This window comes from Candidatus Terasakiella magnetica (genome assembly GCF_900093605.1).
Lineage (GTDB): Bacteria > Pseudomonadota > Alphaproteobacteria > Rhodospirillales > Terasakiellaceae > Terasakiella > Terasakiella magnetica.
The window spans coordinates 47,807-70,797 of record NZ_FLYE01000001.1 but is presented as its reverse complement, the minus strand read 5'-3'; the positions used below and the strand labels follow the sequence as shown (position 1 = coordinate 70,797).

General features: G+C 44.7%; 21 protein-coding genes. 11 read left to right on the top strand and 10 right to left on the bottom strand.

What is annotated here, in order from left to right:
- Positions 1–89 precede the first annotated feature (89 nt).
- Entirely contained in the window at positions 90–1,643 is a 1,554-nt protein-coding gene (locus MTBPR1_RS00145; protein WP_083222796.1) for a DEAD/DEAH box helicase, read from the top strand.
- Here MTBPR1_RS00145 and MTBPR1_RS00140 read toward each other — a convergent pair.
- Positions 1,640–2,776 carry a type III PLP-dependent enzyme gene (locus MTBPR1_RS00140; protein ID WP_069185532.1) on the bottom strand — a complete coding sequence of 379 codons (1,137 nt, stop codon included), beginning with the start codon at positions 2,774–2,776 and terminating at the stop codon, positions 1,640–1,642. The genes MTBPR1_RS00145 and MTBPR1_RS00140 overlap by 4 nt on opposite strands.
- Positions 2,777–2,822: 46 nt before the next feature.
- Positions 2,823–4,304, bottom strand: coding sequence for a MocR-like pyridoxine biosynthesis transcription factor PdxR (gene pdxR / locus MTBPR1_RS00135; protein ID WP_069185531.1), 1,482 nt, complete (start codon positions 4,302–4,304; stop codon positions 2,823–2,825).
- Between the two features lie 85 nt (positions 4,305–4,389).
- Here pdxR and MTBPR1_RS00130 point away from each other — a divergent pair, with 85 nt between their 5' ends.
- Both MTBPR1_RS00130 and MTBPR1_RS00125 read left to right on the top strand, forming a co-directional pair.
- Entirely contained in the window at positions 4,390–5,025 is a 636-nt protein-coding gene (locus MTBPR1_RS00130; protein WP_069185530.1) for a pyridoxamine 5'-phosphate oxidase family protein, read from the top strand.
- A gap of 5 nt (positions 5,026–5,030) precedes the next feature.
- Positions 5,031–5,234, top strand: coding sequence for a hypothetical protein (locus MTBPR1_RS00125; RefSeq protein ID WP_069185529.1), 204 nt, complete (start codon positions 5,031–5,033; stop codon positions 5,232–5,234).
- Here MTBPR1_RS00125 and MTBPR1_RS00120 read toward each other — a convergent pair.
- Positions 5,231–6,511: a diguanylate cyclase gene (locus MTBPR1_RS00120; protein WP_069185528.1), complete on the bottom strand. Its 1,281-nt coding sequence runs from the start codon at positions 6,509–6,511 to the stop codon at positions 5,231–5,233. The two genes, MTBPR1_RS00125 and MTBPR1_RS00120, sit on opposite strands and share 4 nt — an antisense overlap.
- A gap of 607 nt (positions 6,512–7,118) precedes the next feature.
- On the opposite strand from MTBPR1_RS00120, the gene MTBPR1_RS00115 reads away from it, so the two are divergent.
- Both MTBPR1_RS00115 and menA read left to right on the top strand, forming a co-directional pair.
- Complete coding sequence (locus MTBPR1_RS00115; protein ID WP_069185527.1) at positions 7,119–7,481, top strand: hypothetical protein; 363 nt, start codon at positions 7,119–7,121, stop codon at positions 7,479–7,481.
- Entirely contained in the window at positions 7,481–8,350 is an 870-nt protein-coding gene (menA, locus tag MTBPR1_RS00110) for a 1,4-dihydroxy-2-naphthoate octaprenyltransferase (protein WP_069185526.1), read from the top strand. Before MTBPR1_RS00115 ends, menA begins: the two co-directional genes overlap by 1 nt.
- Before the next feature lie 53 nt (positions 8,351–8,403).
- Here the strand turns inward: menA and MTBPR1_RS00105 are convergent, their stop codons facing one another.
- From MTBPR1_RS00105 to MTBPR1_RS00095, 3 genes are all read right to left on the bottom strand, one after another.
- Positions 8,404–8,610: a cold-shock protein gene (locus MTBPR1_RS00105; RefSeq protein WP_069185525.1), complete on the bottom strand. Its 207-nt coding sequence runs from the start codon at positions 8,608–8,610 to the stop codon at positions 8,404–8,406.
- 284 nt (positions 8,611–8,894) lie between these two features.
- Complete coding sequence (locus MTBPR1_RS00100) at positions 8,895–9,215, bottom strand: hypothetical protein (RefSeq protein WP_069185524.1); 321 nt, start codon at positions 9,213–9,215, stop codon at positions 8,895–8,897.
- A gap of 43 nt (positions 9,216–9,258) precedes the next feature.
- A complete protein-coding gene (locus MTBPR1_RS00095; RefSeq protein WP_069186042.1) occupies positions 9,259–10,452 on the bottom strand; it encodes a GAK system CofD-like protein in 1,194 nt (397 codons plus the stop codon).
- A 163-nt stretch (positions 10,453–10,615) separates the two neighbouring features.
- Here MTBPR1_RS00095 and MTBPR1_RS00090 point away from each other — a divergent pair, with 163 nt between their 5' ends.
- From MTBPR1_RS00090 to MTBPR1_RS00080, 3 genes are all read left to right on the top strand, one after another.
- The gene (locus tag MTBPR1_RS00090) at positions 10,616–11,683 is read left to right on the top strand and encodes an HprK-related kinase B (protein ID WP_069185523.1); all 1,068 of its coding nucleotides are present in this window, start codon (positions 10,616–10,618) and stop codon (positions 11,681–11,683) included.
- A 22-nt stretch (positions 11,684–11,705) separates the two neighbouring features.
- The gene (locus MTBPR1_RS00085) at positions 11,706–12,209 is read left to right on the top strand and encodes a SixA phosphatase family protein (RefSeq protein WP_069185522.1); all 504 of its coding nucleotides are present in this window, start codon (positions 11,706–11,708) and stop codon (positions 12,207–12,209) included.
- 289 nt (positions 12,210–12,498) lie between these two features.
- Positions 12,499–15,321: a sensor domain-containing protein gene (locus tag MTBPR1_RS00080; protein ID WP_069185521.1), complete on the top strand. Its 2,823-nt coding sequence runs from the start codon at positions 12,499–12,501 to the stop codon at positions 15,319–15,321.
- Between the two features lie 10 nt (positions 15,322–15,331).
- On the opposite strand, the gene MTBPR1_RS00075 is transcribed toward MTBPR1_RS00080, so the two are convergent.
- From MTBPR1_RS00075 to MTBPR1_RS00060, 4 genes are all read right to left on the bottom strand, one after another.
- Positions 15,332–15,739: a hypothetical protein gene (locus MTBPR1_RS00075; RefSeq protein ID WP_069185520.1), complete on the bottom strand. Its 408-nt coding sequence runs from the start codon at positions 15,737–15,739 to the stop codon at positions 15,332–15,334.
- Positions 15,740–15,885: 146 nt separating this feature from the next.
- Positions 15,886–17,433 (bottom strand): SpoVR family protein, encoded by a 1,548-nt coding sequence (locus MTBPR1_RS00070; protein WP_069185519.1) that lies wholly within the window; start codon positions 17,431–17,433, stop codon positions 15,886–15,888.
- Positions 17,433–18,749, bottom strand: coding sequence for a YeaH/YhbH family protein (locus tag MTBPR1_RS00065; RefSeq protein WP_069185518.1), 1,317 nt, complete (start codon positions 18,747–18,749; stop codon positions 17,433–17,435). The genes MTBPR1_RS00070 and MTBPR1_RS00065 overlap by 1 nt, the downstream gene beginning before the upstream one ends.
- A 5-nt stretch (positions 18,750–18,754) precedes the next feature.
- The gene (locus tag MTBPR1_RS00060; RefSeq protein ID WP_069185517.1) at positions 18,755–20,689 is read right to left on the bottom strand and encodes a PrkA family serine protein kinase; all 1,935 of its coding nucleotides are present in this window, start codon (positions 20,687–20,689) and stop codon (positions 18,755–18,757) included.
- 196 nt (positions 20,690–20,885) lie between these two features.
- On the opposite strand from MTBPR1_RS00060, the gene MTBPR1_RS00055 reads away from it, so the two are divergent.
- From MTBPR1_RS00055 to MTBPR1_RS00045, 3 genes are all read left to right on the top strand, one after another.
- Entirely contained in the window at positions 20,886–21,752 is an 867-nt protein-coding gene (locus tag MTBPR1_RS00055) for a bile acid:sodium symporter family protein (protein ID WP_069185516.1), read from the top strand.
- 128 nt (positions 21,753–21,880) lie between these two features.
- On the top strand, positions 21,881–22,435 hold the full coding sequence (locus MTBPR1_RS00050; RefSeq protein WP_069185515.1) for a SiaB family protein kinase: 555 nt from the start codon (positions 21,881–21,883) through the stop codon (positions 22,433–22,435).
- 17 nt (positions 22,436–22,452) lie between these two features.
- Complete coding sequence (locus MTBPR1_RS00045) at positions 22,453–22,842, top strand: DUF1987 domain-containing protein (protein ID WP_069185514.1); 390 nt, start codon at positions 22,453–22,455, stop codon at positions 22,840–22,842.
- Positions 22,843–22,991 lie beyond the last annotated feature (149 nt).

Genomic DNA, 22,991 nt, shown 5'->3' with positions numbered 1-22,991 from the left:
TCTATTCACACAGTGAAAGTGCCATGATCATTGACTTCTTGACCTAAATGCCTAATATCTCGCCAATTATTAGTGTGAAAGAGTATTAAATGAAATTTGCGGACCTCGGGCTTAGCGACGAACTTTTAAATGCGGTAGCAGATACCGGATATGAAACGCCGACACCAATTCAGGCGCAAGCCATCCCCCAAGTTCTTATGGGCCGCGACATTTTAGGATGTGCACAAACAGGTACGGGGAAGACAGCCTCTTTCACCTTACCGATGATTGATATCTTGGCAGAAGGTCGTGCACGTGCACGTATGCCACGCTCTCTCATCCTTGCGCCCACACGCGAACTTGCAGCACAAGTTGCAGATAATTTCGAAACATATGGCAAACACCATAAACTAACCATGGCGCTCCTTATTGGCGGCACGTCCATGGCTGATCAAATGAAGATCATTGATCGCGGTGTTGATGTTTTAATCGCAACACCGGGTCGCCTGCTTGATTTGTTTGAGCGTGGCAGCCTGATCTTGCGCGATGTAAAAATTCTGGTGATTGACGAAGCTGACCGCATGATGGACATGGGCTTTATTCCAGATGTTGAAAAAATCGTCTCCCTGTTGCCACAAATTCGCCAAACCCTATTTTTCTCTGCCACCATGGCACCGGAAATTAAGAAACTGGCTGACAAATTCCTGATGAACCCGAAAGAAATCACCGTTGCACGCCCTGCGACAACGGCTGAGACGGTTCGCCAAGGTCTCTTGATGGTCAATTGCAAACCATCTGATGGCAAGGCAAAACGCGATGCGTTGCGTGCCTTGATCGATAGTGAAAAAGTCAAAAATGCCATTGTTTTTTGTAACCGCAAACGCGATGTGAATATTGTTTGTAAATCGCTTAACAAACATGGCTATAACGCAGGCCAGATGCATGGCGATATGGTGCAATCTGCGCGCATGGAAACGCTTGATAAATTCAAGAATGACGAAATCACTTTCCTTGTATGTAGTGACGTTGCTGCGCGCGGGCTGGATATCCCTGACCTCAGCCACGTGTTTAACTTTGATTTGCCGAGCAATTCAGATGACTATGTTCACCGTATCGGTCGCACAGGACGCGCAGGCAAAGAAGGCACAGCCTTGAGCCTGTCTACCCCAGCTGAGAAAAAACAACTGAGCGCAATCGTTAAGCTTATTGGCAAGAAAATCCCGGCTGTTGAAATTCAACTGACCAAGCCAAAAGCTGAAAAGTCTAAAGAAGAAAAACGAGAACCTCGCCCTAAACGCGGTCGTCACAACAAGCGCCAAGACACCAGACATGTATCTGATGCAGTGCAGGTACAAGAAGAACCAGCAGATGGCGTGATCGTTGGATTTGGCAGCTTTATGCCTGACTTTATGACACAAGCCGTTGAGCTGGAAGAAGAAGCCAAGCCGAAAAAGGCACCTGCAAAGAAAAAAGCAGCCCCTAAAAAGAAAGCCACAACCACACGCAAGAAAAAGGTTGAGGCTGAGCCCACAGCAGAGGGCGAAGAGGCACCAAAGCCACGCAAGCGCGGTCGCCCCAGAAAGAAACCTGTTGAAGAAGTGGTTGTGGTTGAAATTGAAGATGACTCAGCAAAAGCCGAAACAGAAGCTACACCAGAGGCTTAAACAAAATATTCTTCAGGGGGTGTAAAGCCATTAAAGCCCTGTGAGGCATACATGGTTGTATAGGCCCCTGCAGATAAAATGCGCACACGATCACCTGTTTTTAAATCCAGTGGCAACTGGAAAAAGGTCCGCTCATATAGCGTATCACAGCTATCACATGTGGGTCCGGCAATGATTACGGGCCCCATTTCACCCTCATCATAATCCGTTGCAATTTGATAGATGATGGATTCATCAATGGTTTCAGCCAAGCCGCCAAATTTGCCCACATCAAGATAGACCCAGCGGATTTCCTCGGCAAAATCCTTGATGGAAATACAAACCACCTCACTTTGCAACACGCCGGCTTCCGCCACAATATAGCGCCCGGGTTCCGTATAGATTTCGGGCCAGTTTTCACCAAATGATGTTTTCATATGGTTTTTAATAAAACTGATAAAATCATCAAGGGCGGGAATATCATCTTGATAGCGTGCGGGAAAACCACCGCCTATATTCACCATTTTAAGGGTAATCCCAAGCTCGCCTAAGGCATCAAACAACACGGCAACATCAGCAATCGCCTTGCCCCAATGGGCGGGGTCAAGCTGTTGGGAACCCACATGAAATGAAATGCCAAAAGGCACAAGCCCCAAGGCTTTGGCACGCACCATAAGTTCATGGGCCATAGAGGATGAACATCCAAATTTGCGCGATAAAGGCCAGCTCGCCCCTGCCCCATGGCGATTGACTAGGATACGGCAATAAACCCGCGCACCCGGTGCGACTTCTGCAATTTTTTCCAGCTCGTCAATACAATCAAAAACAAACAGATCAACACCAAGGTCAAAAGCCGCCTTGATATCTTTCTTCTTTTTCAAAGTATTGCCAAAAGAAATACGATCAGGCGTTACACCCGCATCTAAACATTGCTGGATTTCCGCCAGACTTGCCGCATCAAAGGAGGAACCGAGCTTATTTAAACGCTCAAGGATGGGCTTGGCGGGGTTTGCCTTCATGGCATAATAAATATGCGCTTCTTCAAAAGAAGAGTGAAGCTGGCGATAGCGATCTTCAACCACATCAAGATCAACCACCAAAAAGGGATTGTCTGTCTCGGCATCTTTTAAAAAGGCTTCAATCTTCGGCGTCATTGCCTATCCTCGCAATAAGAAAAGTGAGCGCTATATAAGGCTATTTTCAGGAAATGGAAGTGAATTCTGGCAATTTGGACAAGTTTTTTTTGACAATCTGCAAAGCGGCATCGGTTTTTTCACGATCAAATCCTGCAAACCCCATCACCATTCCCCTTAACGGTGCCACACAACGATAAAACGGGCTGAGGGGACGCAGAGTCACTCCATCCTTTTCAAGTTGAGCTGCAAATGCCACATCATCAATATCAACCTTGAACACCACACAGAGATGCAAGCCCCCATCAGCAGGTAGAATTTTAACAAACTCGCTAAGTTCAGCCTCAAGACGTTCAATCAAATAGCCACGGCGTTCTTGATATAACTTTTTCATACGTCGGATGTGACTTGAAAAATAACCTTCTTCAAAAAAATCAGCCAGTGCCGCCTGATGCACGATAGAGGCATGACCATCAATATAAGATTTCGCCACCCTAAAGGGCTCAACAAGCTTTTGGGGAAGGACAAGATACCCAAGGCGCAAGGCAGGGAAAATAATCCTGCTAAACGTTCCAACGTAGATCACACGACCATCACGGTCTAAGCCTTGCAAGGATGAAAGCGGTGGTCCGTCAAAGCGAAATTCACTGTCAAAATCATCTTCAACAATCCATGCCTGTTGCCTGCGGGCCTCTTTTAACAGGTTTAAGCGCCGCGCTAAGGACATGGTCACGCCTAAGGGGTAATTGCGCGAAGGCGTCACCATATAACTTTTAATATTGTCAAACCCCTCAATAAGAATACCATCTTGATCAACAGGGGCAGAAACCAGCTCTGCCCCACTGCCCCTGATCACCCCATCCATACCGGGAAAAGCAGGGTCTTCAACCAATACACGCGCGCCCTCACTCCACAGCACCCGTGCGATAAGGTCCAGACCCTGCTGCGCGCCAGACACAATCATGATTTGCTCAGGGCTACATTTTACTCCCCGCGAAGTTTGTAAATAAGCTGCCAAGTGCTGGCGCAATAATAGATAGCCCGATGCATCTTCAGAAACTGCCAAGGCTTGACCAGAGAGCCGCCAACGCCGCGATAAGAGGCGAGCCCAGATATCAAAGGGAAATTCATCTAACGCAGGCTGGCCCGTTGAAAAAGGTTGCGCATTAACAACACGTCCATGACGGCGCCTGACACTCACCCATTCACGCACCCTTGGCGAAATATCCGGTGTGTCGCCTTCACCCTCCCCCTCAATCTCAGCGCTGATGAGCTGCGCATCAACTACATCCTCACTGACAAAAACACCTGAGCCTTGTTGTGACCTTAAAAAGCCATCACTTTGCAACATCTCATAGGATTGGTTGACCGTGTTTCGTGAAATTTTAAGCTGCTTTGCCAAACTGCGCGAAGGCGGCAAAACTGCCCCGCCCACTAACAAGCCGGATAGGACCATCTCGCGCAGCAAGTCATATAAAACACGGTATTTTGGGAGTTTGGAATGCGCCTGCCACCTTTGCTTTATTTCACTATAAATCAGCTCATCCATATTGGACCTATTAATTTTTCATTATTGGCACTTTTATATAAACCAATTATGAGCCAGTTTCTCCTTAAGCGAAAGGAGAATAATCATGTCTACATACCCGGTGAGTGAACGTACAAAAATGAAAAGAGGCCATAAGCGGGCTTCCTATGATGTTGAGCTGGTCCATTCCATCATTGATGAGGCCTATATCTGCCATGTAGGAGCAAAAATGATGGATCGCCCCATGGTGCAACCCACCGCCCATTGGCGTGAAGGTAACAAGCTCTATATTCATGGCTCGTCAAAAAACGGGCTGTTTCAAACCCTGATTAAGGGCGAAGAAGCCTGCATTACCATCACCATATTAGATGGGCTTGTCATGGCGCGTTCGAGCTTTCACCATAGTGCAAACTATCGCAGCGTGATGATTTTCTCTAAAGCCAAGCTCATTGAAAATAGGGATGAGAAAAAACGCCTCCTAAACCTCATGATGCTTAAGATCACGCCAGAGCGGTTTGATGAGATTAGGGAGCCAAATGCAAAAGAGCTTAAAGCCACAACTGTTTTAGAGTTTGATCTTGTTGAAGTATCTGCAAAAGTCAGAACTGGCCCACCCGTTGATGATGAGGAAGATTATGCCTTGCCTGTATGGGCAGGCGTCACCCCTCTCACATTAGAAAAAGGTAAAGCTCTTGACGATCCACGCTGGTTAGATGATCATGGGAAAAATGATGAGGAGTAAGAGTGATGAGCGGGTGGAGCTGTCCAAACGAAGTTAAAGGCAACTGCGAGCATGTACCGGATAAAAAATGTGATCCGGGCATGAAAGGCTGTGTGCTGTTTGGAAAGTTCCGCTTTGCAAATACAGAAAAAAATAGCCCCCGTCGTGAACGAGAGCGTCAAGAAGCCATGGTACGCGACAGCGAGGCCCTTACAAAAATGCGCGGTTAGTCAAAAACAATTTTATTGCGCCCTGATTTTTTGGCCTCATAGAGAAGGTCGTCAGCCTCTTTAAGTGCAAGTTCATAGCTGGTCTCTTTATCCCAATCAACCAAGCCCCCACTGACGGTCATGCTCATTTTAGCCCCTGATGGCAATTCCATTTCATAAGCCTCAATGCGCTCACGAATGCGTTCTGCCAACGTAATTGCGCCTTCAAATTCAGTTTCAGGCAGTAAAAGAACAAACTCTTCCCCGCCGATACGGCCCAAGGCATCACTGGAACGTAAATCTTTACCGATAAGCTCGACCAACACTTTTAGGGCCTCATCCCCCACATCATGACCATGGGTGTCATTGATCTTTTTGAAATGATCAATATCGATCATGAGCAGGCAAATGGGGTGCTTATTGCGATTTGCACGTTGGCGCTCAGCAATTGCACGCTCACTAAAGGCGCGGCGGTTTAAAATACCCGTTAGGTAATCCGTAGAAGCCGCTACTTCTAATGCTTGCTCCATTTCCTTACGTTTGGAAATATCATTGAAAGCCACGAAGAAGACATCTTCAGTGCCGAGCTTTAACGGTGTTGCATTATAAAGCGTTGTTATGGTCTCACCTTCAGTTGTGACAAAATCAACTTCCTGATTTGTCACCAATCCCTTTTGTTTAACGTGATTTAACAGACGCTCACGGTCTTCAGGATTTTTATAAAGTGTAACTGCATTTATTTCACGCACGTCTTTTTCATCAATCTTCATTGCATTGCGCGCTTTTTCATTCATTTCCAGCAACATGCCATCTTCTACAGAAGATAGGACATAAGGAATGGGCAGCGCGGCCAGCATATTTTCAAGACGTTTCTTTTCTTCTTCGCCCTGACGGTGGAATTGCTGAACTTTCAGCTGGTTACTCACCCGTGCGAGAACTTCCGGCATTTGAAGGGGGCGGGGAATATAATCTGACGCGCCAACCTCAAAACCTTTAATCTTACTTTCAACCGTATCAGAAGCCGTAATAAAGATAATAGGAATTTCATTTGTATTGCGATCGGCCTTAAGGCGTGTGCAAACCTCAAACCCATCAATACCGGGCATCTGCACATCAAGAAGGATCAAATCCGGATATTTTTCAGCAACAGCTTCCAGCGCCTGCTCACCATCGCAAGCAGCACGTGTGGCATAACCATTGCTTTCCAATACCTTACACAGCACCTTCAGATTGACCATATTGTCATCAACCACAAGGATATCACTGTCTTTGATATTCTTTTTAAGAGTCCAGTTCATTTGATCCTACTAAACCTATCTGAGTGCAGCATAGAATCAAAATATTAAAGATCAATTTAAAATAACCAAAAAGATACAATTTTATCTAACTGTTTATCTATTGCGATATCGCCATAATAACGTTCAACCTCAACAGCCTCAGCGCCATTCATTATTCTTCCAAGACCACCAAAGGTGCTATCTCTTTGTTTTACATCTTCTTCTGTGAAGTTTTTTTCAAGTAGAACCTTGGAGTTTCAACAGTCCAGCGCCAGAGACTTGCAACCATATTAACTCCTCCTCCCCCTAGCTGCCTTCACATAACCACGGTTGTCTATTACCTTTATTGGTGCTCCCCTATACATAAAAAACAACCATTTTGTGCATGTTCTGATCAGAATCCCGTCACGGGTTCATTACATTTTTGCCATTTAGCAACAAATATTAACGCTATGGCCTTGCAAAAACAGAATAAATTCAAACGGCTTGACACTCACATCAAAAACCGCAGAAAACTGGGGAAGATAGGCAAATATTGCCTATTTTTTTTACCTCGAATTAACGCTAAAATAACCTTATCGTGAAATATTAGGTGCGATATTAGTTTAACAATTGTTCAGTGCAGATCATGAAAAGCTTATTTAAAAACCCTATTTGGCAAAAATCACCAATCGCAATGGCCGTTGCGTCAATGCTTTTGCTATCTTCCTGCACAACACAGTTTCTGGTCACAGAAGCGGTCTCAACAATGGTTTCTGATAAGACCCTAGGCGATCATGCCATGAGCCTTTTAAGCAATAAAGATTGCTCCACCATTCGTAAAGAACGTGGCCTGACCTATTGTAAAGAAGACGACCCACAACTTATTAAAGACAAAAAACTTCATTGTTATAATGAGCTGGGCAAAGTCACCTGTTATGAGCAAGCTGACCTCACCAGCATTCGCGCCGGCGTTGAAGATAGAAAAGATCCACTTCAGAAGTGGAAGTAATGCTTCTTCCCAACGTCTTCGCCCTCTGGCTTGGTATACGCCCCAAAACCTTGTCCCTGTCTGTCATGCCAATCCTAACGGCATGGGCCTTAGCAGATTTTCACAATATGGGGATTTCCTATCCTGTCTTAATTGCCATTGTATTTGGTGCAATCTCCATACAAATTGCCACCAATCTTTTTAATGATGCCCATGATTATTTGAACGGGACGGATCAAAAAGACCGCATCGGCCCGACGCGCATCACCCAAGCCGGCCTTGCCACAGCCACTCAAACACGAAATGCGGCTTTTCTTTTTCTCATAATAGCGGCATTAAGTGGCCTCTACTTGATGATTGAAGGCGGTTTGCTTATTGCAGGTATTGGACTTGTGAGCGTGCTTTGCGCTTATGGCTATTCTGCGGGTCCATACCCTATTTCTCGCAGTCCTTTTGGGGAGCTTTTCGTTTTTATTTTCTTTGGTCTTATCGCTTTTAACACAAGCTATTTCTTGCTGACAGAAATATGGCCTGAACATGGTATCTTTTATGGGCTAGCCATTGGTGCACCAGCTTGCGCGATCCTTTTGCTCAATAACTACCGTGATCTTGAAAATGATAAGATTGCAGGGCGAAAGACTCTTGCAATTGTGCTTGGGGAAAAACAGGCGCAAATCCTCTATAGCGGCCTTATGGTTCTGCCCTATCCCATCCTCCTATCCATCGCCCCAAACCAGTTTCACCTGACCGGCGCTTTAATAACGTTGTTCGCCCTCTATCGCTTCTGGAACATTACAGATAAATCAGATCTTAATGGCGTGCTCGCCATCAGCGCGTTAAGCCAGATCGTCATGTGCAGCAGTCTGAGCATTGCTCTATTTTGGCAATAAAAAAAGGCCTGCAGGTGATCCCACAGGCCTTCTTTTTGAATTCGTAAATCAGCTTAGTCAACAAGCTTGATTTCAGCAGCAGCTTCTTTGCCACGGCTGACAGAAATTTCGTAAGAAACTTTCTGACCATCATCCAATTTTTGGATGCCGGACTCATGCAGAGCAGAGATGTGAACAAAAACGTCTTTGCCGCCTTCTTCCGGAGCGATAAAGCCATACCCTTTTGTAGAGTTAAACCATTTTACGGTACCAGTAGCCATTGGTATTCAATCCTTAATTTAATCTGTTTTAGTCATTCCCTATAAATAGGGAGGTCAAGAGTTCGCGATATTCTACGAATGAAGGCATATGAGAACTCAAGGAACAGATTAAAGTGACCATTTTAAAAACGCCACCAAAAGGTCTGCTTTAGTTCTGTTTTTATCCCAACAACGAGCAAAAAACGTAACTCACGAAAAGAACAGTAAGTGAGTTTTTCACCAAAAGCAAATTTATTTATATGACATTATTTTAGCCAACATATCTCATCAGCCTGAAAGCGAAACTAGAGCTCCATATCATCAGGGGCCACTTGTTCACGGCGCGCTTCATCTAAGGCTTGAACCTTGATTTTACCGTTGGCAATCTTGAAAGCATCATAGCCAAAATCATAGGCCAGCTTTAAAAGTGTATTGAGCACTTCCTTGTCGCTGCCTCGAAACTTGTCATTTTGCATCCAGTGGTTTGCAATGGACTGGATTACCATTTGCTCCACACTCATTTGATTTTCCTGAGCTTTATCAACAAGTGCCTTTAATGCCCATTCGCTGATTACGTCATCTTGAATGATAATTTTCTTTTTATTGATACGGATAAAATTCGTCATCGGCCCACTACCTGTTAAAAGTTTGAGGCCAGACACTACAACATCATGTCAAAGACAACAATGCCATAACCAACAATTGCGGATCATAATATGGCGCTGTATGAGGACTGACTAAACGGGTATCAATAATATCAATCCCCTCTGCCTTCAGTCTTGCCTTGGTTGCCGATTTAAGGTTATCGCCATTCTCACTATCGATAAATACGTGAGTCAAAAGGCTTGAGGCAGGGCAATCAATACCCACATCATTTTTCAACGTCTCAAGGAGCTTAAAAATCGTCTGATCAAGGGATAGACCGATACGCTCGGGGTCCTGACCAAGGCTTGGGGCATAGATTTTTGGACATTTTGTTTCAGCAACCGCACTGCCTACGCCTTTTGGCAGCAGGTTTGCCAAAAGGCTTGAATAAAAGCTGCCCGGTGGATAGCAGATCAAATCTGCCTCATTGATCATTTTCTTCTTTTTCTTTTGCAAGTTAGCCTGTGCCTTAACTGGTTTTTTCAGACTATCAACAAGGAAAAATTCTTTAATCGGGCTGGTAAGTCCCTCGACTTCCTTGCCCGTGATCATATGTTGACCATAGACCATCTCGCCATTTTCCAGCTTTACTGCCAAATGCATGGTATCATTCACAATTGGCGTCACTTGGCCCAAAACATTGACCAGTTTTGAAAACATAAAAATCACCGGATCAAGTTGATGACGATGATTAAGGTAACCTGCTGCTAAAATAAGATTACCAATGCTTGCGCCTTTTAAGTCAAACCCAACAGGCATATGTTCCAAAAACATGGACAGATGCGTTCTAATCAGGCGGCGCATGGGGTTTTTAATGGCGGCAACCCGTGCATCCTTCCCATTTGCCATACTTTCCAATTGGCCCAACAGTTCCTTTTTCTTGGCATTTTGGGGCAAACGAAAAGCAAACAGCTGAAAAATCTCGGGACTACCGCTGATACTTTCATCAGCCAGCGCCATCATGCGCGAACGCATATCCCCAATGGCAGGCATATCAAAAGCCTTGCGCAAAATGGCAGAACTGCCCCCACTATCAAATGGGGTCACCAGATGGATAGAGTTATGGGTGAACTTTTTTAGAACGCGGCTGGTTTGCGTTAAGGCTGTCCCACCAGAAAAAAACAAAATCTTCGGCCCATATTCCGGCGCTTTTTCATAACGCGAAATGCGCAAGATATCGGGCATAATCACATGGCGCGATACTGATGTTTTTTTCATAAGGCAAAAGTCCATGACGCTAATTTCATATTATAATGCAAGCCCATAGCTAAAAGGTCCATAAACTTTTTCATGTTTCTTATTGGAGTGCTGCGTTTTTTTGTTTAACGTCAGGCCGATCGCGCAACTTGCTTTTCCAATTATTTTTTAAGAAGATTCAGAAATGAACAATGCACAACAAGCCGCCCATGCCCTTTTAAAGGGCAGTAATCTTAATGAGGGTGAAGTTGTTTTAGACCTTGATGGTTTTAAAGTTGCCCTACAGTCAAACTCATCTGAACTTTTAGAAAAAATCGGCATCTATTTTGCCCCTGTCTTAGGCAGCGGCCCGGCAAACTGTGTGATAAAGGCCATTGAGTGCCCCTTCAATGACTTGGGCCTTGCATATTCAGACTGGGTGCGCGAACCCGGCAAAACGGGACGCAAAGATTCTTGTGCAGACCTTGAGGATGCCCGCCTTGTTCATAAAGTGCGCACAGGCATGACGTTTTTACAAAGTACAAATCACCACATTGCAGCAGGCCCCTGCCTTGAAAATGACAATCAGATCGTCAATTACATCAATGTGCAATATATCAACCATCTGCTTCAAAAAGGCTCCTTAATTTGCCACGCCTCAGGCCTTGTTTCTCAAGGCAAAGTACTTGGCATGGCGGGTTTTTCTGGTGGGGGAAAATCAACCTTGATGCTGCATATGCTTGATAAAGAAGGTATTCAATACCTCACTAATGATCGCCTGTTTATCCATGAAAACACAGCCTATGGCATCCCCAAACTGCCCCGTGTGAACCCGGGCACTATGATCCATGATGCAAATTTAAAAGACCTCTTGCCCCGTGAGCGTTTAGCCACACTTGAAAAGCTCCCCCAACAAGAGCTTTGGGACATTGAAGAAAAATACGATGTGTTTGTTGAAGATATTTACGGTGAAGGCAAAATTGCAAATAAAGGACATATGGAAACCTTCCTTATCCTAAACTGGAAACGCGACAGTGACGAGCCTTGCCAAATAAAGGAGGTTGACCTATCCGAGCGCAGCGACCTTTTATCCGCCATCATGAAATCTCCCGGCCCGTTTTATCAATTAAGCGATGGGTCCTTTTTTAAAGGTAATTCCAAGCTTGACCCTGCGCCCTATTTGGCAGGTCTTAAAGATGTAAAAGTTTATGAGGCAAGCGGTTGCGTTGATTTTGAATTTGCCAAATCCTATTGCCTTACCCATCTTTTATAATAATTAAACAGGGAAAGAAAAAATGCCAAAAGACCTGCTTATTTTGCGCCATGGTGACACCCAAAACTCCCATAAAGACGGGGATTTTAGCCGTGAGTTAACCAACACGGGTAAACGCAATGCCCAACGCATTGGTCTATGGCTTTCCCAAAATGATTTACAGCCTGAGCATATTATTAGCTCAACAGCCATGCGCGCAAAGACAACAGCGCATATAACCTGTGAATCCGCGGGTCTTGGCACATCCATTATTGAAGAGGACAAGTCGCTTTATAACGCCCCGCCTATAAACGTGCTTGAAAGCATCAAACAAGCCCCAATTAAGGGCAATTGCCTTATGGTGGTTGGGCATAATCCGCGGCTTTCTGTTCTTGTCGGTCAACTGAGTTCACAGTTTATTGCCATGAGCCCCGCAACATTAGTGCATTTGCGCGTTGAGGGTGATTGGGCAGATATTGGCACAAACCAAATTGAATTTGTTCAAGCCATCGATGCAAATACCCTCCCCCCACACACGTCCATTTGAAGGACCTGATGGGATAGAGCAACTTGTGAAGTGGCCGTCTGGATTGGTTAAAAAAACCAGCTCGCGCATTTGTCACAAACCTTTATAAAGCCACGTTTCAATCACTGATTTTACGACAAGCTTTCAAAGCCGGACTCTCTAGAGATAAAAATCATAAATTATCAAGCAGGTAAGCAATTTAACTAATGACGTGTATTTACCTTATCCCTGAGAAGTTTATTGATATTTACCTCAACTATATGGCACTATAGGGCACCGAGAAAAAACAACAAACGATAGCGGCGTCATAATGAACCCACATAATGTTCTTTTGGTTGATAAATCAGAACCAAGCGACATTGTCACCTGTCTGCAAGAAATGGGGATTTCCCTTTTTCAAAGTGCATCACAGATGCCAAGTAGTGGGGACATCCAAAACATCGATTTAATTATCTATGACTGCGATGGTGCAAAGGGTTCCTTAGAACTTGATAAAACATCACAAGGCTCTCCTGCAGTCCTTGTTGTGGGTTCTGTTGAGACAAAAGAAAAAGCCTTCGAGTACCTTGATAAGGTTGCTGATGAAGTACTCATTCGGCCCTTTGATCCATTAGAGGCCCAGTTACGTATCTCGCGCTTGCTTAAGAACAGACGCAAACAAAGCACAGCTAAGTTACCTGAACAGACTGAACATATCCGCTATGAGAAACTTCTCGACCTTTCCATGGATATTATTCTCACTGTCAGCAACGGCATTATCACCTTTGCCAATAAAACGGCAGAAACGCTTTTGCATGTGAAAGAAGATGGCCTTGAAGGTACTCATATTACAAGCATTGCCCAAAAAGATTGGGTCGAGGCCATTGAAGAAGTCTTGCCGGAACTGGCAGAAACGGGTGATCGCCTGCCCATCCAGTTATTAGGCAGCGATGGTCGCGCCATTCATGTTTTAATCGGCGCAGTTGCCATTGAAGAAGAAGGCCCCAACACTTATATGGTTGAGGCTGTGGACCGCTCAGAACATAAACAGGCCCTTGAAAACCTGTTGCAGCGTGAACGACGCTATAGAAGCCTTGTTGAACTATCTTCCAACATGGTTTTCGTTATCAGTGACGGGGTCATTACCTTTACCAACCCCACATGCGACCAACTTCTCAACAGTGCAAATGACCCGGACGGCCTTGTTGGGCGCCCTATGGCAAGTATTGTTGATATTGACTATGTGCCACTGATTGATGGGCTTGATGAGCTCGCTGAGCTCAATGAGCGCCTCCCGCTTAAATTCAGATCCCTTGACGGTACCTTGATGGATGTCATCATTGGTGTGGCCCATATGGATGCTGAACAAGGTGAAAGCCTGTTGGTTGAAGCTGTGGATATCAGCCAGCAGAAAAAATCTGCTGAAGCCTTGCTTGAGCGCGAAGAAAGATTAAGCGGCATTGTGGATAATGCCCCTGACGCCATCATCACGATGGACGAGGCGGGTAATATTGAATCCTTTAATAATTCAGCTGAAACGATTTTTGGGTTTGATCGCAGTGAAGCCGTTGAAAAGAATATTTTTGACTTCATCCAACTTTTAGACCTTCAAAAAGACGCAAACCCTAAAAAGAAAATCAAGGAATGTTCTGCGCTTGAAGCAACGGGCATCAAAAACGATGGCAATCAGATCGATATCGACCTGTCCATAAAGTCTATGATTTTTGGGGAACATCAGCGCTATATTGCCATTATCCGCGATGTAACAACGCAAAAACGCGACCATGAAGAACTGGCGTTTTTAGCAACCCATGACCCATTAACCAAGCTACCAAACAGCCATTTCATCCTAAAAACGATTGAGCGTTTCACAGAAAGTCCAGATAGCGACACTAAATGCTCTGTCCTGTTTATCACGCTTGAGCGCCTCAACCGTGTGAACGACCTGTTCGGTCACCAGATGGTGGATCATGTGCTGAGTGCCGTTGCAAATCGCTTAAATGAAACCATCGGCACCTACAACATCATTGGGCGTTGGGGTGGTGGTAAATTTGTTGCGATTACCATGGGGCTTTCCCATGATGAGATCGTCAACCAAATTTGTAATGAAGTTGAAGAAGCCTTAAGCACGCCATTTAACATTGATGATAATGATATTGTCATTGGCTGCACCATCGGGATCAGCTGCTATCCAGAAGATTGCGATAGCCCTGCGGCCTTGGTGAAAAATGCGGGTATGGCAGCCTTTGCGGCGCGCCAAAATGAAAACACGCCCTATCTGTTTTATTCCAAAGAAATGGAAGCCGAGGCAGAAGAACGTGACATGTTAGAGCGTGAATTACGCCTTGCCCTTGAACATGACCAGCTTGAAGTTTACTACCAGCCTAAAATTGATCTATCGACTGGCTTTATCAAAGGTATGGAAGCACTGGTGCGTTGGATACATCCAGACCTTGGGTTTATCTCCCCTGTAAAATTCATCCCCATTGCTGAAGAGACTGGACAGATTGTCACCATCGGGGAATGGATCCTAAGACGCGCCTGTCAAGATACCAAAGACTGGATTGATCAAGGCGCGACTGACTTAAAAGTCGCGGTCAACCTATCTGGGCGACAGTTTGATGATGAAAGCCTGCTTTCAAATGTAAAAGCGACATTAGATGAAACGGGCTTAAAACCAACAAACCTTGAGTTGGAAGTCACTGAAAGCTCGTTGATGCGTGATGTGGACCAAGGCATGCGCACCTTAAAAGAGCTGCGCGATTTAGGGATCACAACAGCCATTGATGATTTTGGCACAGGCTATTCCTCACTAAGCTATCTGCGCCGCATCCCACTTGATACACTGAAGATTGACCAGTCTTTCGTAAGAAACCTTCATGTTGATCCTGATGATGCCGCCATTGCGCGCACAATCATGGATATGGCAGAAAACTTGGGCCTAAAGGTTGTTGCAGAAGGTATTGAGATTGCTGAGCATGAAGAATTCCTCAAGACAATCCACTGTCATATCGGTCAGGGCTATTATTATTCCAAGCCAGTCCCAAGTCATGAGTTTGATGGTTTACTGCAAAAATTCTCACCGCTTAAAGGTGTTGTCTATGAAAGACGTGTCGGGGTAGATCGACGTAGGTATCAAGACCGCCGCGTCTAGGGGCCTGTCACTAAGACTTATGCCAAACCACATTGAACTTACAGCAAGCACAGGATTTCTCGCTGGGCATAAAGCTATTTTGATACCAGTTTATAACGGCCGCTTCTAATGTGCCAATCCCTGGCTCATTATTTACTAAATACTCTACAAGTTCGATTTCTGTGTTTGAGGAATTTAAGGCACGACTGCAGTTTTTTTCCAACACTTCATCAACTGAAACAGCTTCTTTTTTGATGGTAATATGCTCGCGTGCCAAAAGGATAATACGTTTTAAATGCTGACGCTTTTGATGGTAAGTAAAACCATCAGCATCATCTATATAAGCAGCAAAAAGCTCATGAATTTCATATGCTTCAGCGTAAAAATCTGAAACGTACATGCAACTGCGATCAGCTGTAATTCGCATATTATCAAACATTAAAATTGACTCAACCTAACTTCCCCATCGCATAGATTGTACCACCTTAAAGTCGTGTCCGTAACTACCTACAAGTATATGGTATATTTACGTAAGTAGCGCTACAAGAGCAGTAGGTTGTTTCAATTTAAATGGATAAAGCTGCCTCAATCAAAAGATGTTTTTGTTGTTGCCATATAGATATCTTCGCCTGTTTGCTGGTCTTCTCCTTTTAAGACAATTTCATAGCCCCAAAGGACTTTTAAGTGCTTTAAAACCTCATCGCGTTGTTTCTCATAAAGCAAAACACCATTTTTCACACGATGGCGCAGATAAAGCGTGCGATTACCCCGCATATTCACATCAATCACCTGAATATCGGGTTCCTGTAAGGAAAGGTTATAACTTTCCGCCAAACCATTGCGCACAGCACGGTAACCTGCATTATTATGAATGGCTGAGATTTCCAGATTTGATTTTTTACTGTCATCAAAAATGGCAAAGAAACGCATCTTGCGCATCAAATGCGGGCTGAGATATTGCAAGATAAAAGACTCATCGCGATAGTTTGCCCAAGCATCCAATAATGTATCGCGCCACTTCCCATTACCTGCAATATCAGGAAACCATTCCCGGTCCTCATCGGTGGGTTCCATACACATGCGTTTAATATCCATCATCATGTTAAAGCCCAGCGCATACGGGTTGATGCCGTTATATCGTGGATCATCAAATTCAGGCTGAAACACAACACTGGTATGGCTATGGAGGATTTCCAGCATGGCGCCTTCCGTGATCAACCCCTTATCATAAAGGCGGTTCATGATGGTATAATGCACAAAAGTCGCACAGCCCTCATTCATCACCTTGGTCTGTTTTTGCGGATAAAAATATTGCGCGATGTTGCGCACAATACGCAAAACCTCACGCTCCCACGTCTGTAAAATCGGGCTATTTTTTTCTAGGAAATAAAGCAGGTTTTCTTCTGGCAGCTTAAACATATCGCGCCGCTTTTTTTTCTCAATATCACTTTCTGAGGGCTCTTCCGCTTCTTCCTCATTTATAGGGACAGTGCGCCACAGGTCGTTATAGGTATGTTCTTCATATTCCTCACGCTCCTTCACTTTTTTATGAAGCGCTTCTTTGGAAAGCTTGGGTGGCCTGCGATAACGAAACACGCCTTGATCCATCAACGCGTGGGCGGCGTCCAAGACTTCTTCCACCCTCTCGCGCCCATGACGCTCTTCACATTTGGAAATATAATCACGGGCAAAAGACAGATATTCCAAAATCCCTTCCGCATCGGTCCATTGCTGGAACAAATAATTATTTTTGAAGAAATGATTATGCCCAAAGGCGGCATGAGCCATGACCAAAGTCTGCATCGCCATGGAACTATCTTCCATATTATAGCTAATGCACGGGCTGGAATTAATTACGATTTCATAAGCCAAGCCAGCATAGCCCCGGCGATAACTATGTTCATCGCGCGCAAACCTTTTACCAAATGACCAATGTTTATACATCAAGGGCAAGCCGATGGATGAATAGGCATCCAACATCTGTTCTGATGAAATGATCTCAATCTGGTTGGGGTATGTGTTTAAGTGAAGCTCGTTTTCTGCAATATCCTCAATGGCTTCATAGACCGTAGACATAAGGTCAAAGGTCCATTCTGAGCGTGTAAACAAGGGTTTGATATCTTGTTTTGTCATTATGATGCCCCTTTCAGGTCTTTTGCAAACAGCTCCCTAAAGACCCCATAAATGTCACCCGCCTGTGCGATTTTCCCCATTTTGAAAAGAGGCCACACGTCGCGAATATCGCGGTACGCCTTCCACAGTGAGGACCCGCCTTCGCCGTTGCGCACAATCTCCATCTCGTTTTCATCCACCACTTCGATATAGGTGTAATATTGCACCAAAGGCAGGATGTCCTCATTCAACAAAGATATGCAGTTCCCGCTATCCCCGCTTGTGTTATCCCCATCAGAGACTTGGGCGCCATAGACATTCCAGATGTCTGTTGGATAGCGATCACGCAGGATTTTCTTCATTTCATCCAAGGCCCGGCTCACAACCGTACCGCCACTTTCACGCCCATAAAAAAACGTCTCTTCATCCACTTCTGAGGCCACATGCGTGTGGCGGATAAAGACAATCTCGGTATATTCGTAACGTCGATCTAAAAACAGATGAAGCAGCAAGAAGAAACGTTTTGCCAAATCTTTTTCACGCTCCCCCATAGAACCAGACACATCCATGAGGCAGAACATGACAGCTTTAGAATTGGGCTGTGGAACCTTTTCAAAGGCGTGATAGCGCACATCAATCGGGTCAATAAATCCAACAACAGAACGTTTGCGCATCAATTTTACATGAAGCTTCTTTAATTCCTCAAGCCGTGCTTTCTGTTTCACCCCAAGGCGTTTTTTTGACTCTAACTCATTGATTTCTTCTTCAATCTCATCAATTTCTTTTTTCTTGGGCCGTTTTAGCGCTGTTCTGCGCGCAAGTGATTGGCGCATGGTGCGCACCAATGTGATGTTAGAAGTCGTGCCAGAGGTGCGATAGCCCGCATGTTTGGTTTGAAAGTTCTTCACGTCTGTAAGGGATTTTTTAACAAGGTCTGGCAGTTCTAAATCCTCAAAAAACAGATCGAGGAATTCATCACGCGTTAGGGTAAAGCTGAAATCATCTTGGCCTTCCCCATCATCAGAACCTTCCTTGCCGCCCCCCTGCCCGGCCCCGCCTTGGGGACGAGGAATGGTATCGCCGGGTATAAACTCTTTATTACCGGGAAAAACACGATCTTTCTTACCTGTGCGCCCATCATTAAAGAATTTGGGTTCTTCAATTCCTTTGGAGGGAATGGTGATTTTCTCCCCCGTGGCAAGGTCTTTAATGCTGCGGTCCTTAAGGGATTTATCCACAACTTCCTTAATGCGTGCCCGTGCACGTTTAACAAACCGCTGGCGATTTCCAAGGCTTTTACCTTTGGGGTTTTCTCGTCGATCTACGAAGTATCGCATGGTGCTTACCCCGCTTTATTGACACGCATGTACCATTCAACTAAACGCCTGACTTGACGTTCCGAATATCCGTGTTCTTTCATCCTTTCGACAAACTCACCGTGTTTAGCCTCCGTATCCCCATCTTTCTTGGTGCCGAAACTAATCACAGGCAGCAGGTCTTCAACCTGATTGAACATGTGTTTTTCAATCACATCACGCAGTTTTTCATAAGAGGTCCAAAGCGGGTTTTTACCCTTATTATTGGCGCGCGCGCGCAGCACAAATTTCACCACCTCATTGCGGAAGTCTTTCGGATTGGCAATGCCTGCTGGCTTTTCAATTTTTGACAGTTCCCCATCAAGAATTTCACGCTCAAACATCTGGCCCGTATCGGGGTCTTTGAAATCCTGTTCTTCAATCCATGCATCGGCATAAGCGATATAGCGATCAAACAGGTTTTGCCCATATTCTGAATAGGATTCTAAATAGGCGCGTTGAATTTCATTACCGATAAATTCAGCATAACGCGGGCCCAGTTCTGATTTGATAAAATTGAGATATTCCTCTTCTTGCTCTTTTGGGAATTGCTCACGCTTGATCGCCATTTCCAACACATACATCAAATGTACCGGATCAGCAGCAATCTCTGCCGTATCATAATTAAAGGTTTGTGAAAGCACCTTAAAGGCAAAGCGGGTGGAAATCCCCGTCATCCCTTCATCCACGCCTGCCATATCACGATATTCCTGTACAGAGCGGGCTTTGGGGTCTGTATCTTTCAGATTTTCACCATCATAGACCCGCATTTTTGAATAAAGGTTGGAATTTTCATGCGCTTTTAGACGTGTCAGCACAGAGAATTGAGACATAAGGCGCAAGGTTTCCGGTGCGCAAGTCGCCTCTGAAAGCTTGGAATTATTTAACAGCTTTTCATAAATCTTGGTTTCTTCACTCACACGCAGGCAATAAGGCACCTTGATAATGCAAATACGATCTAAAAAGGCCTCATTATTCTTGTTGTTCTTAAACTGCTGCCATTCACTTTCATTTGAATGGGCCAGCACAATACCTTGGAACGGGAAAGCCCCAAAACTTTCGGTCCCCAAATAGTTTTCTTCCTGTGTGGCTGTCAGTAACGGATGAAGCACTTTAATGGGTGCTTTAAACATTTCGACAAATTCCATGATGCCTTGTGTCGTGCGGTTTAGACCGCCTGAGAAACTATAGGCATCCGGGTCATGCTGGCTGAAATGTTCCAACTGGCGAATATCGACTTTCCCCACAAGGGTTGAGATATCCTGATTATTTTCATCGCCGGGTTCGACCTTGGCAACGCAACGCTGATGCAGTTTTGACGGCATCATTCTCACAACGGTGAATTTAGAAATATCACCGTCAAACTCCTGCATCCGCTTTGCGGCCCACGGGGACATCAGACCGGATAATCTGCGACGTGCGATTTTATATTTGTCTTCAAACAAGTCCCCGAATTTGGAAGTCTCGAAAAGCCCAAGCGGTGATTCAAAAACCGGACTTATTTCGTCCCCGGCTTTCAAAACATAGATGGGGTATTCTTCCATCAAAGCTTTAAGTCGCTCTGCAATTGATGATTTACCGCCACCCACAGGCCCCAACAGGTAAAGCACTTGCTTTTTTTCTTCCAAACCTTGGGCCGCATAGTTGAAATAACCTGCTATGCGCTCAATGGTGTCTTCCATCCCGTAAAAATCTTTAAAGGAGGGATAGACCTTAATTGTTCTGTTTTGATAAATACGCCCTAAAACGGGGTCGCTATTGGTATCTATAAGCTCAGGCTCCCCCATGGCTGTCACCATGCGTTCCGCCGCACTCGCATACATCATGCGATCATCGCGGCATCCGAGCAGATACTCCTGCAACGCCATTTCTTCTTGGCGTTCCTTTGCGTATATTTCTGAATATAAATCGAAAACTTCCATGACACGTTCCTTACTTCCCGGCGCGAACCGTTTTTTAAGAGGAAGGCCCAGATAAACGCTTCGCACGTCTTCATTTCTATGTGATTATCCTACTAAATAAGTGGGAATTAATATTGGACTTTCAAGGTAGAAACTGCTGATATCTCTATAATTTTAACAACTTCTGCGTTCTGGTAGCGAAAGACATTTGATCCCTATGACTGCACAACAACTTTTGCCCATTGGTCTGGCCTTTATCATGTTTGCTGTTGGCACAGGCTTAAACCTGACCCATTTCAAGCAAGTCTTAGCTCATCCCAAGTCCTTATTCGTGGGCCTTGCAAATCAGATTGTTTTATTGCCCATAATCGCCCTCTTTATCGCCAGTTTTTACACAGGCCCTGTTGAGTTTGCCTTTGGCCTTATGATCCTTGCGGCTTGCCCGGGTGGCATCACCTCAAACCTGCTTTCTGTACTGGCAGGGGGCAATGCGGCCCTTTCCGTTTGTATGACAGCTATTACCAGCCTGTGCTCCATCATCACCGTGCCTGTCATTTTAGGTCTGTCTTATCAATTCCTTGTTGGGGAAGGCACCACAATCACCATGCCAGTAGGCCGCGTTATGGGTGGCATTTTTCTAATTACCGCGCTGCCCATTGCTTTAGGTATGGTTTTAAAAGCAAAAAAACCTGATTTATGTGAAAAACATCAAAGAGGCTTGAGACGCACGGCAACCGTTATTTTCGCCCTCATCGTTGCAGGAGCTTTCATCGCTAATAAAGATAATATCGCCACTCACTTCCTTGATGTTGGCCTCGACCTTATCACGCTAAACATCGCCACCATCTGTTTTGGCTTTTTAAGCGCCTTTTATCTTAAAAGCAGCCCCCCAGAGCAAATCACCATCTCCATTGAGTGCGGCCTGCAAAATGTCGCCCTTGCCATTTTCTTGGCGATTAATGTGCTAGAAAAGCCAGAGTTGATGGTCCCTGCAATTATTTATGCCGTAATTATGAATGTAAGTGCCATTGTCCTGATTGTCCTTGCACGAAAATTTTTCACAAAACGTCCCTCACTGGCTTAGAGCCAGAACCTAAACATTTATAAAAACAAAATAAGCCTATTGATAAGTCAAAGAAAAACGAGTTATCTTAAACGCAAAGTGTAATTATAAAACGCTGTAACGGTTTTGATGAGTGGAGGCGCGTACATATGCTAGCAAACGAAATGTACGAATTTCGCAACCTATTAGCAGAAAAAGGCATTATCTTCTGTTATAGCGGTTATATGACAGAGGATGTCCTAAGCGGTATTGGTCAAGCCATCCGCATGAAGCTAGAATTGGAAGAAGCAGATAAGAAAGTCGCACGAAGCGTTTTCTCCCTATTTGTTGAACAAGTGCAAAATGTCATTCGCTATTCAGCTGAAAAAGAAGAATTCATGTCTGGTGATGTTCAAAAAGAGCTCCGCTTTGGTGTCCTCTCCGTTGGATACGCAGATGGAAGCTTTTTTGTCTCCTGTTCAAACCTGATAGAAGACAAAGATGTTAGGCGTCTTGGCAACAACCTGAAACATATTCAGGAACTGGATGCACCCGGCCTTAAAAAACTTTATAAAGAAACCTTAAGAGGCGATACACCAGACGGCAGCAAAGGCGCAGGTGTTGGCTTTATTGATATTGCACGTCGCGCCCAAAAAGGTTTTGAATTTGATTTTATGCCAGTCGATAACGACCGCAGTTATTTCAGCATTAAAGCATACGTATAAGAAAGAAGACTTCAAAAATGGAAAACGTGAAAATTGCCGCAACGGAACGCTCACCCGAAATCGAATTTGATTTTGATTCCAATGTGTTCACTATGCGCGGGGAATCATATCCGGAAGATGTGAACGAATTTTTTGGCCCCCTAATGGAAAGGCTCGAAAGTCATTTTGAAGATCAGGATGCTAGTGAGATTAAATTCACTTTTGAGCTCATCTATTTCAACAGCTCAACGGCTAAAATTCTCATGGGGCTGTTTGATCTCTTTGATGAAACGGCAGAAGCAGGCAATAAGGTCCTTGTTGAATGGCGTTTTGAAGAAGATGACGACAATATGGAAGAACTTGGTGAAGAATATGGGGAAGACCTTGAATTTGCTGAATTCATCCTTAAAGAAGTTGCTGCTGACTAACCCATCTTTCTAAACCTCTCCATATTATAAATATTTTTGCGAATGGTTCGCATTTGCTATTGACTCTGCATATCATTTGCATCATTGTGCGCTGCAGTTACAGGGGAGCTGATCTCGCAAATTACACTTTCTTGTAACGTTACTCTGCT

Coding starts and splice junctions, on each gene's coding strand:
- MTBPR1_RS00145 (WP_083222796.1), top strand. CDS start 90: ATGAAATTTGCGGACCTCGGGCTTAGCGACGAACTTTTAAATGCGGTA.
- MTBPR1_RS00140 (WP_069185532.1), bottom strand. CDS start 2,776: ATGACGCCGAAGATTGAAGCCTTTTTAAAAGATGCCGAGACAGACAAT.
- pdxR (WP_069185531.1), bottom strand. CDS start 4,304: ATGGATGAGCTGATTTATAGTGAAATAAAGCAAAGGTGGCAGGCGCAT.
- MTBPR1_RS00130 (WP_069185530.1), top strand. CDS start 4,390: ATGTCTACATACCCGGTGAGTGAACGTACAAAAATGAAAAGAGGCCAT.
- MTBPR1_RS00125 (WP_069185529.1), top strand. CDS start 5,031: ATGAGCGGGTGGAGCTGTCCAAACGAAGTTAAAGGCAACTGCGAGCAT.
- MTBPR1_RS00120 (WP_069185528.1), bottom strand. CDS start 6,511: ATGAACTGGACTCTTAAAAAGAATATCAAAGACAGTGATATCCTTGTG.
- MTBPR1_RS00115 (WP_069185527.1), top strand. CDS start 7,119: ATGAAAAGCTTATTTAAAAACCCTATTTGGCAAAAATCACCAATCGCA.
- menA (WP_069185526.1), top strand. CDS start 7,481: ATGCTTCTTCCCAACGTCTTCGCCCTCTGGCTTGGTATACGCCCCAAA.
- MTBPR1_RS00105 (WP_069185525.1), bottom strand. CDS start 8,610: ATGGCTACTGGTACCGTAAAATGGTTTAACTCTACAAAAGGGTATGGC.
- MTBPR1_RS00100 (WP_069185524.1), bottom strand. CDS start 9,215: ATGACGAATTTTATCCGTATCAATAAAAAGAAAATTATCATTCAAGAT.
- MTBPR1_RS00095 (WP_069186042.1), bottom strand. CDS start 10,452: ATGAAAAAAACATCAGTATCGCGCCATGTGATTATGCCCGATATCTTG.
- MTBPR1_RS00090 (WP_069185523.1), top strand. CDS start 10,616: ATGAACAATGCACAACAAGCCGCCCATGCCCTTTTAAAGGGCAGTAAT.
- MTBPR1_RS00085 (WP_069185522.1), top strand. CDS start 11,706: ATGCCAAAAGACCTGCTTATTTTGCGCCATGGTGACACCCAAAACTCC.
- MTBPR1_RS00080 (WP_069185521.1), top strand. CDS start 12,499: ATGAACCCACATAATGTTCTTTTGGTTGATAAATCAGAACCAAGCGAC.
- MTBPR1_RS00075 (WP_069185520.1), bottom strand. CDS start 15,739: ATGTTTGATAATATGCGAATTACAGCTGATCGCAGTTGCATGTACGTT.
- MTBPR1_RS00070 (WP_069185519.1), bottom strand. CDS start 17,433: ATGACAAAACAAGATATCAAACCCTTGTTTACACGCTCAGAATGGACC.
- MTBPR1_RS00065 (WP_069185518.1), bottom strand. CDS start 18,749: ATGCGATACTTCGTAGATCGACGAGAAAACCCCAAAGGTAAAAGCCTT.
- MTBPR1_RS00060 (WP_069185517.1), bottom strand. CDS start 20,689: ATGGAAGTTTTCGATTTATATTCAGAAATATACGCAAAGGAACGCCAA.
- MTBPR1_RS00055 (WP_069185516.1), top strand. CDS start 20,886: ATGACTGCACAACAACTTTTGCCCATTGGTCTGGCCTTTATCATGTTT.
- MTBPR1_RS00050 (WP_069185515.1), top strand. CDS start 21,881: ATGCTAGCAAACGAAATGTACGAATTTCGCAACCTATTAGCAGAAAAA.
- MTBPR1_RS00045 (WP_069185514.1), top strand. CDS start 22,453: ATGGAAAACGTGAAAATTGCCGCAACGGAACGCTCACCCGAAATCGAA.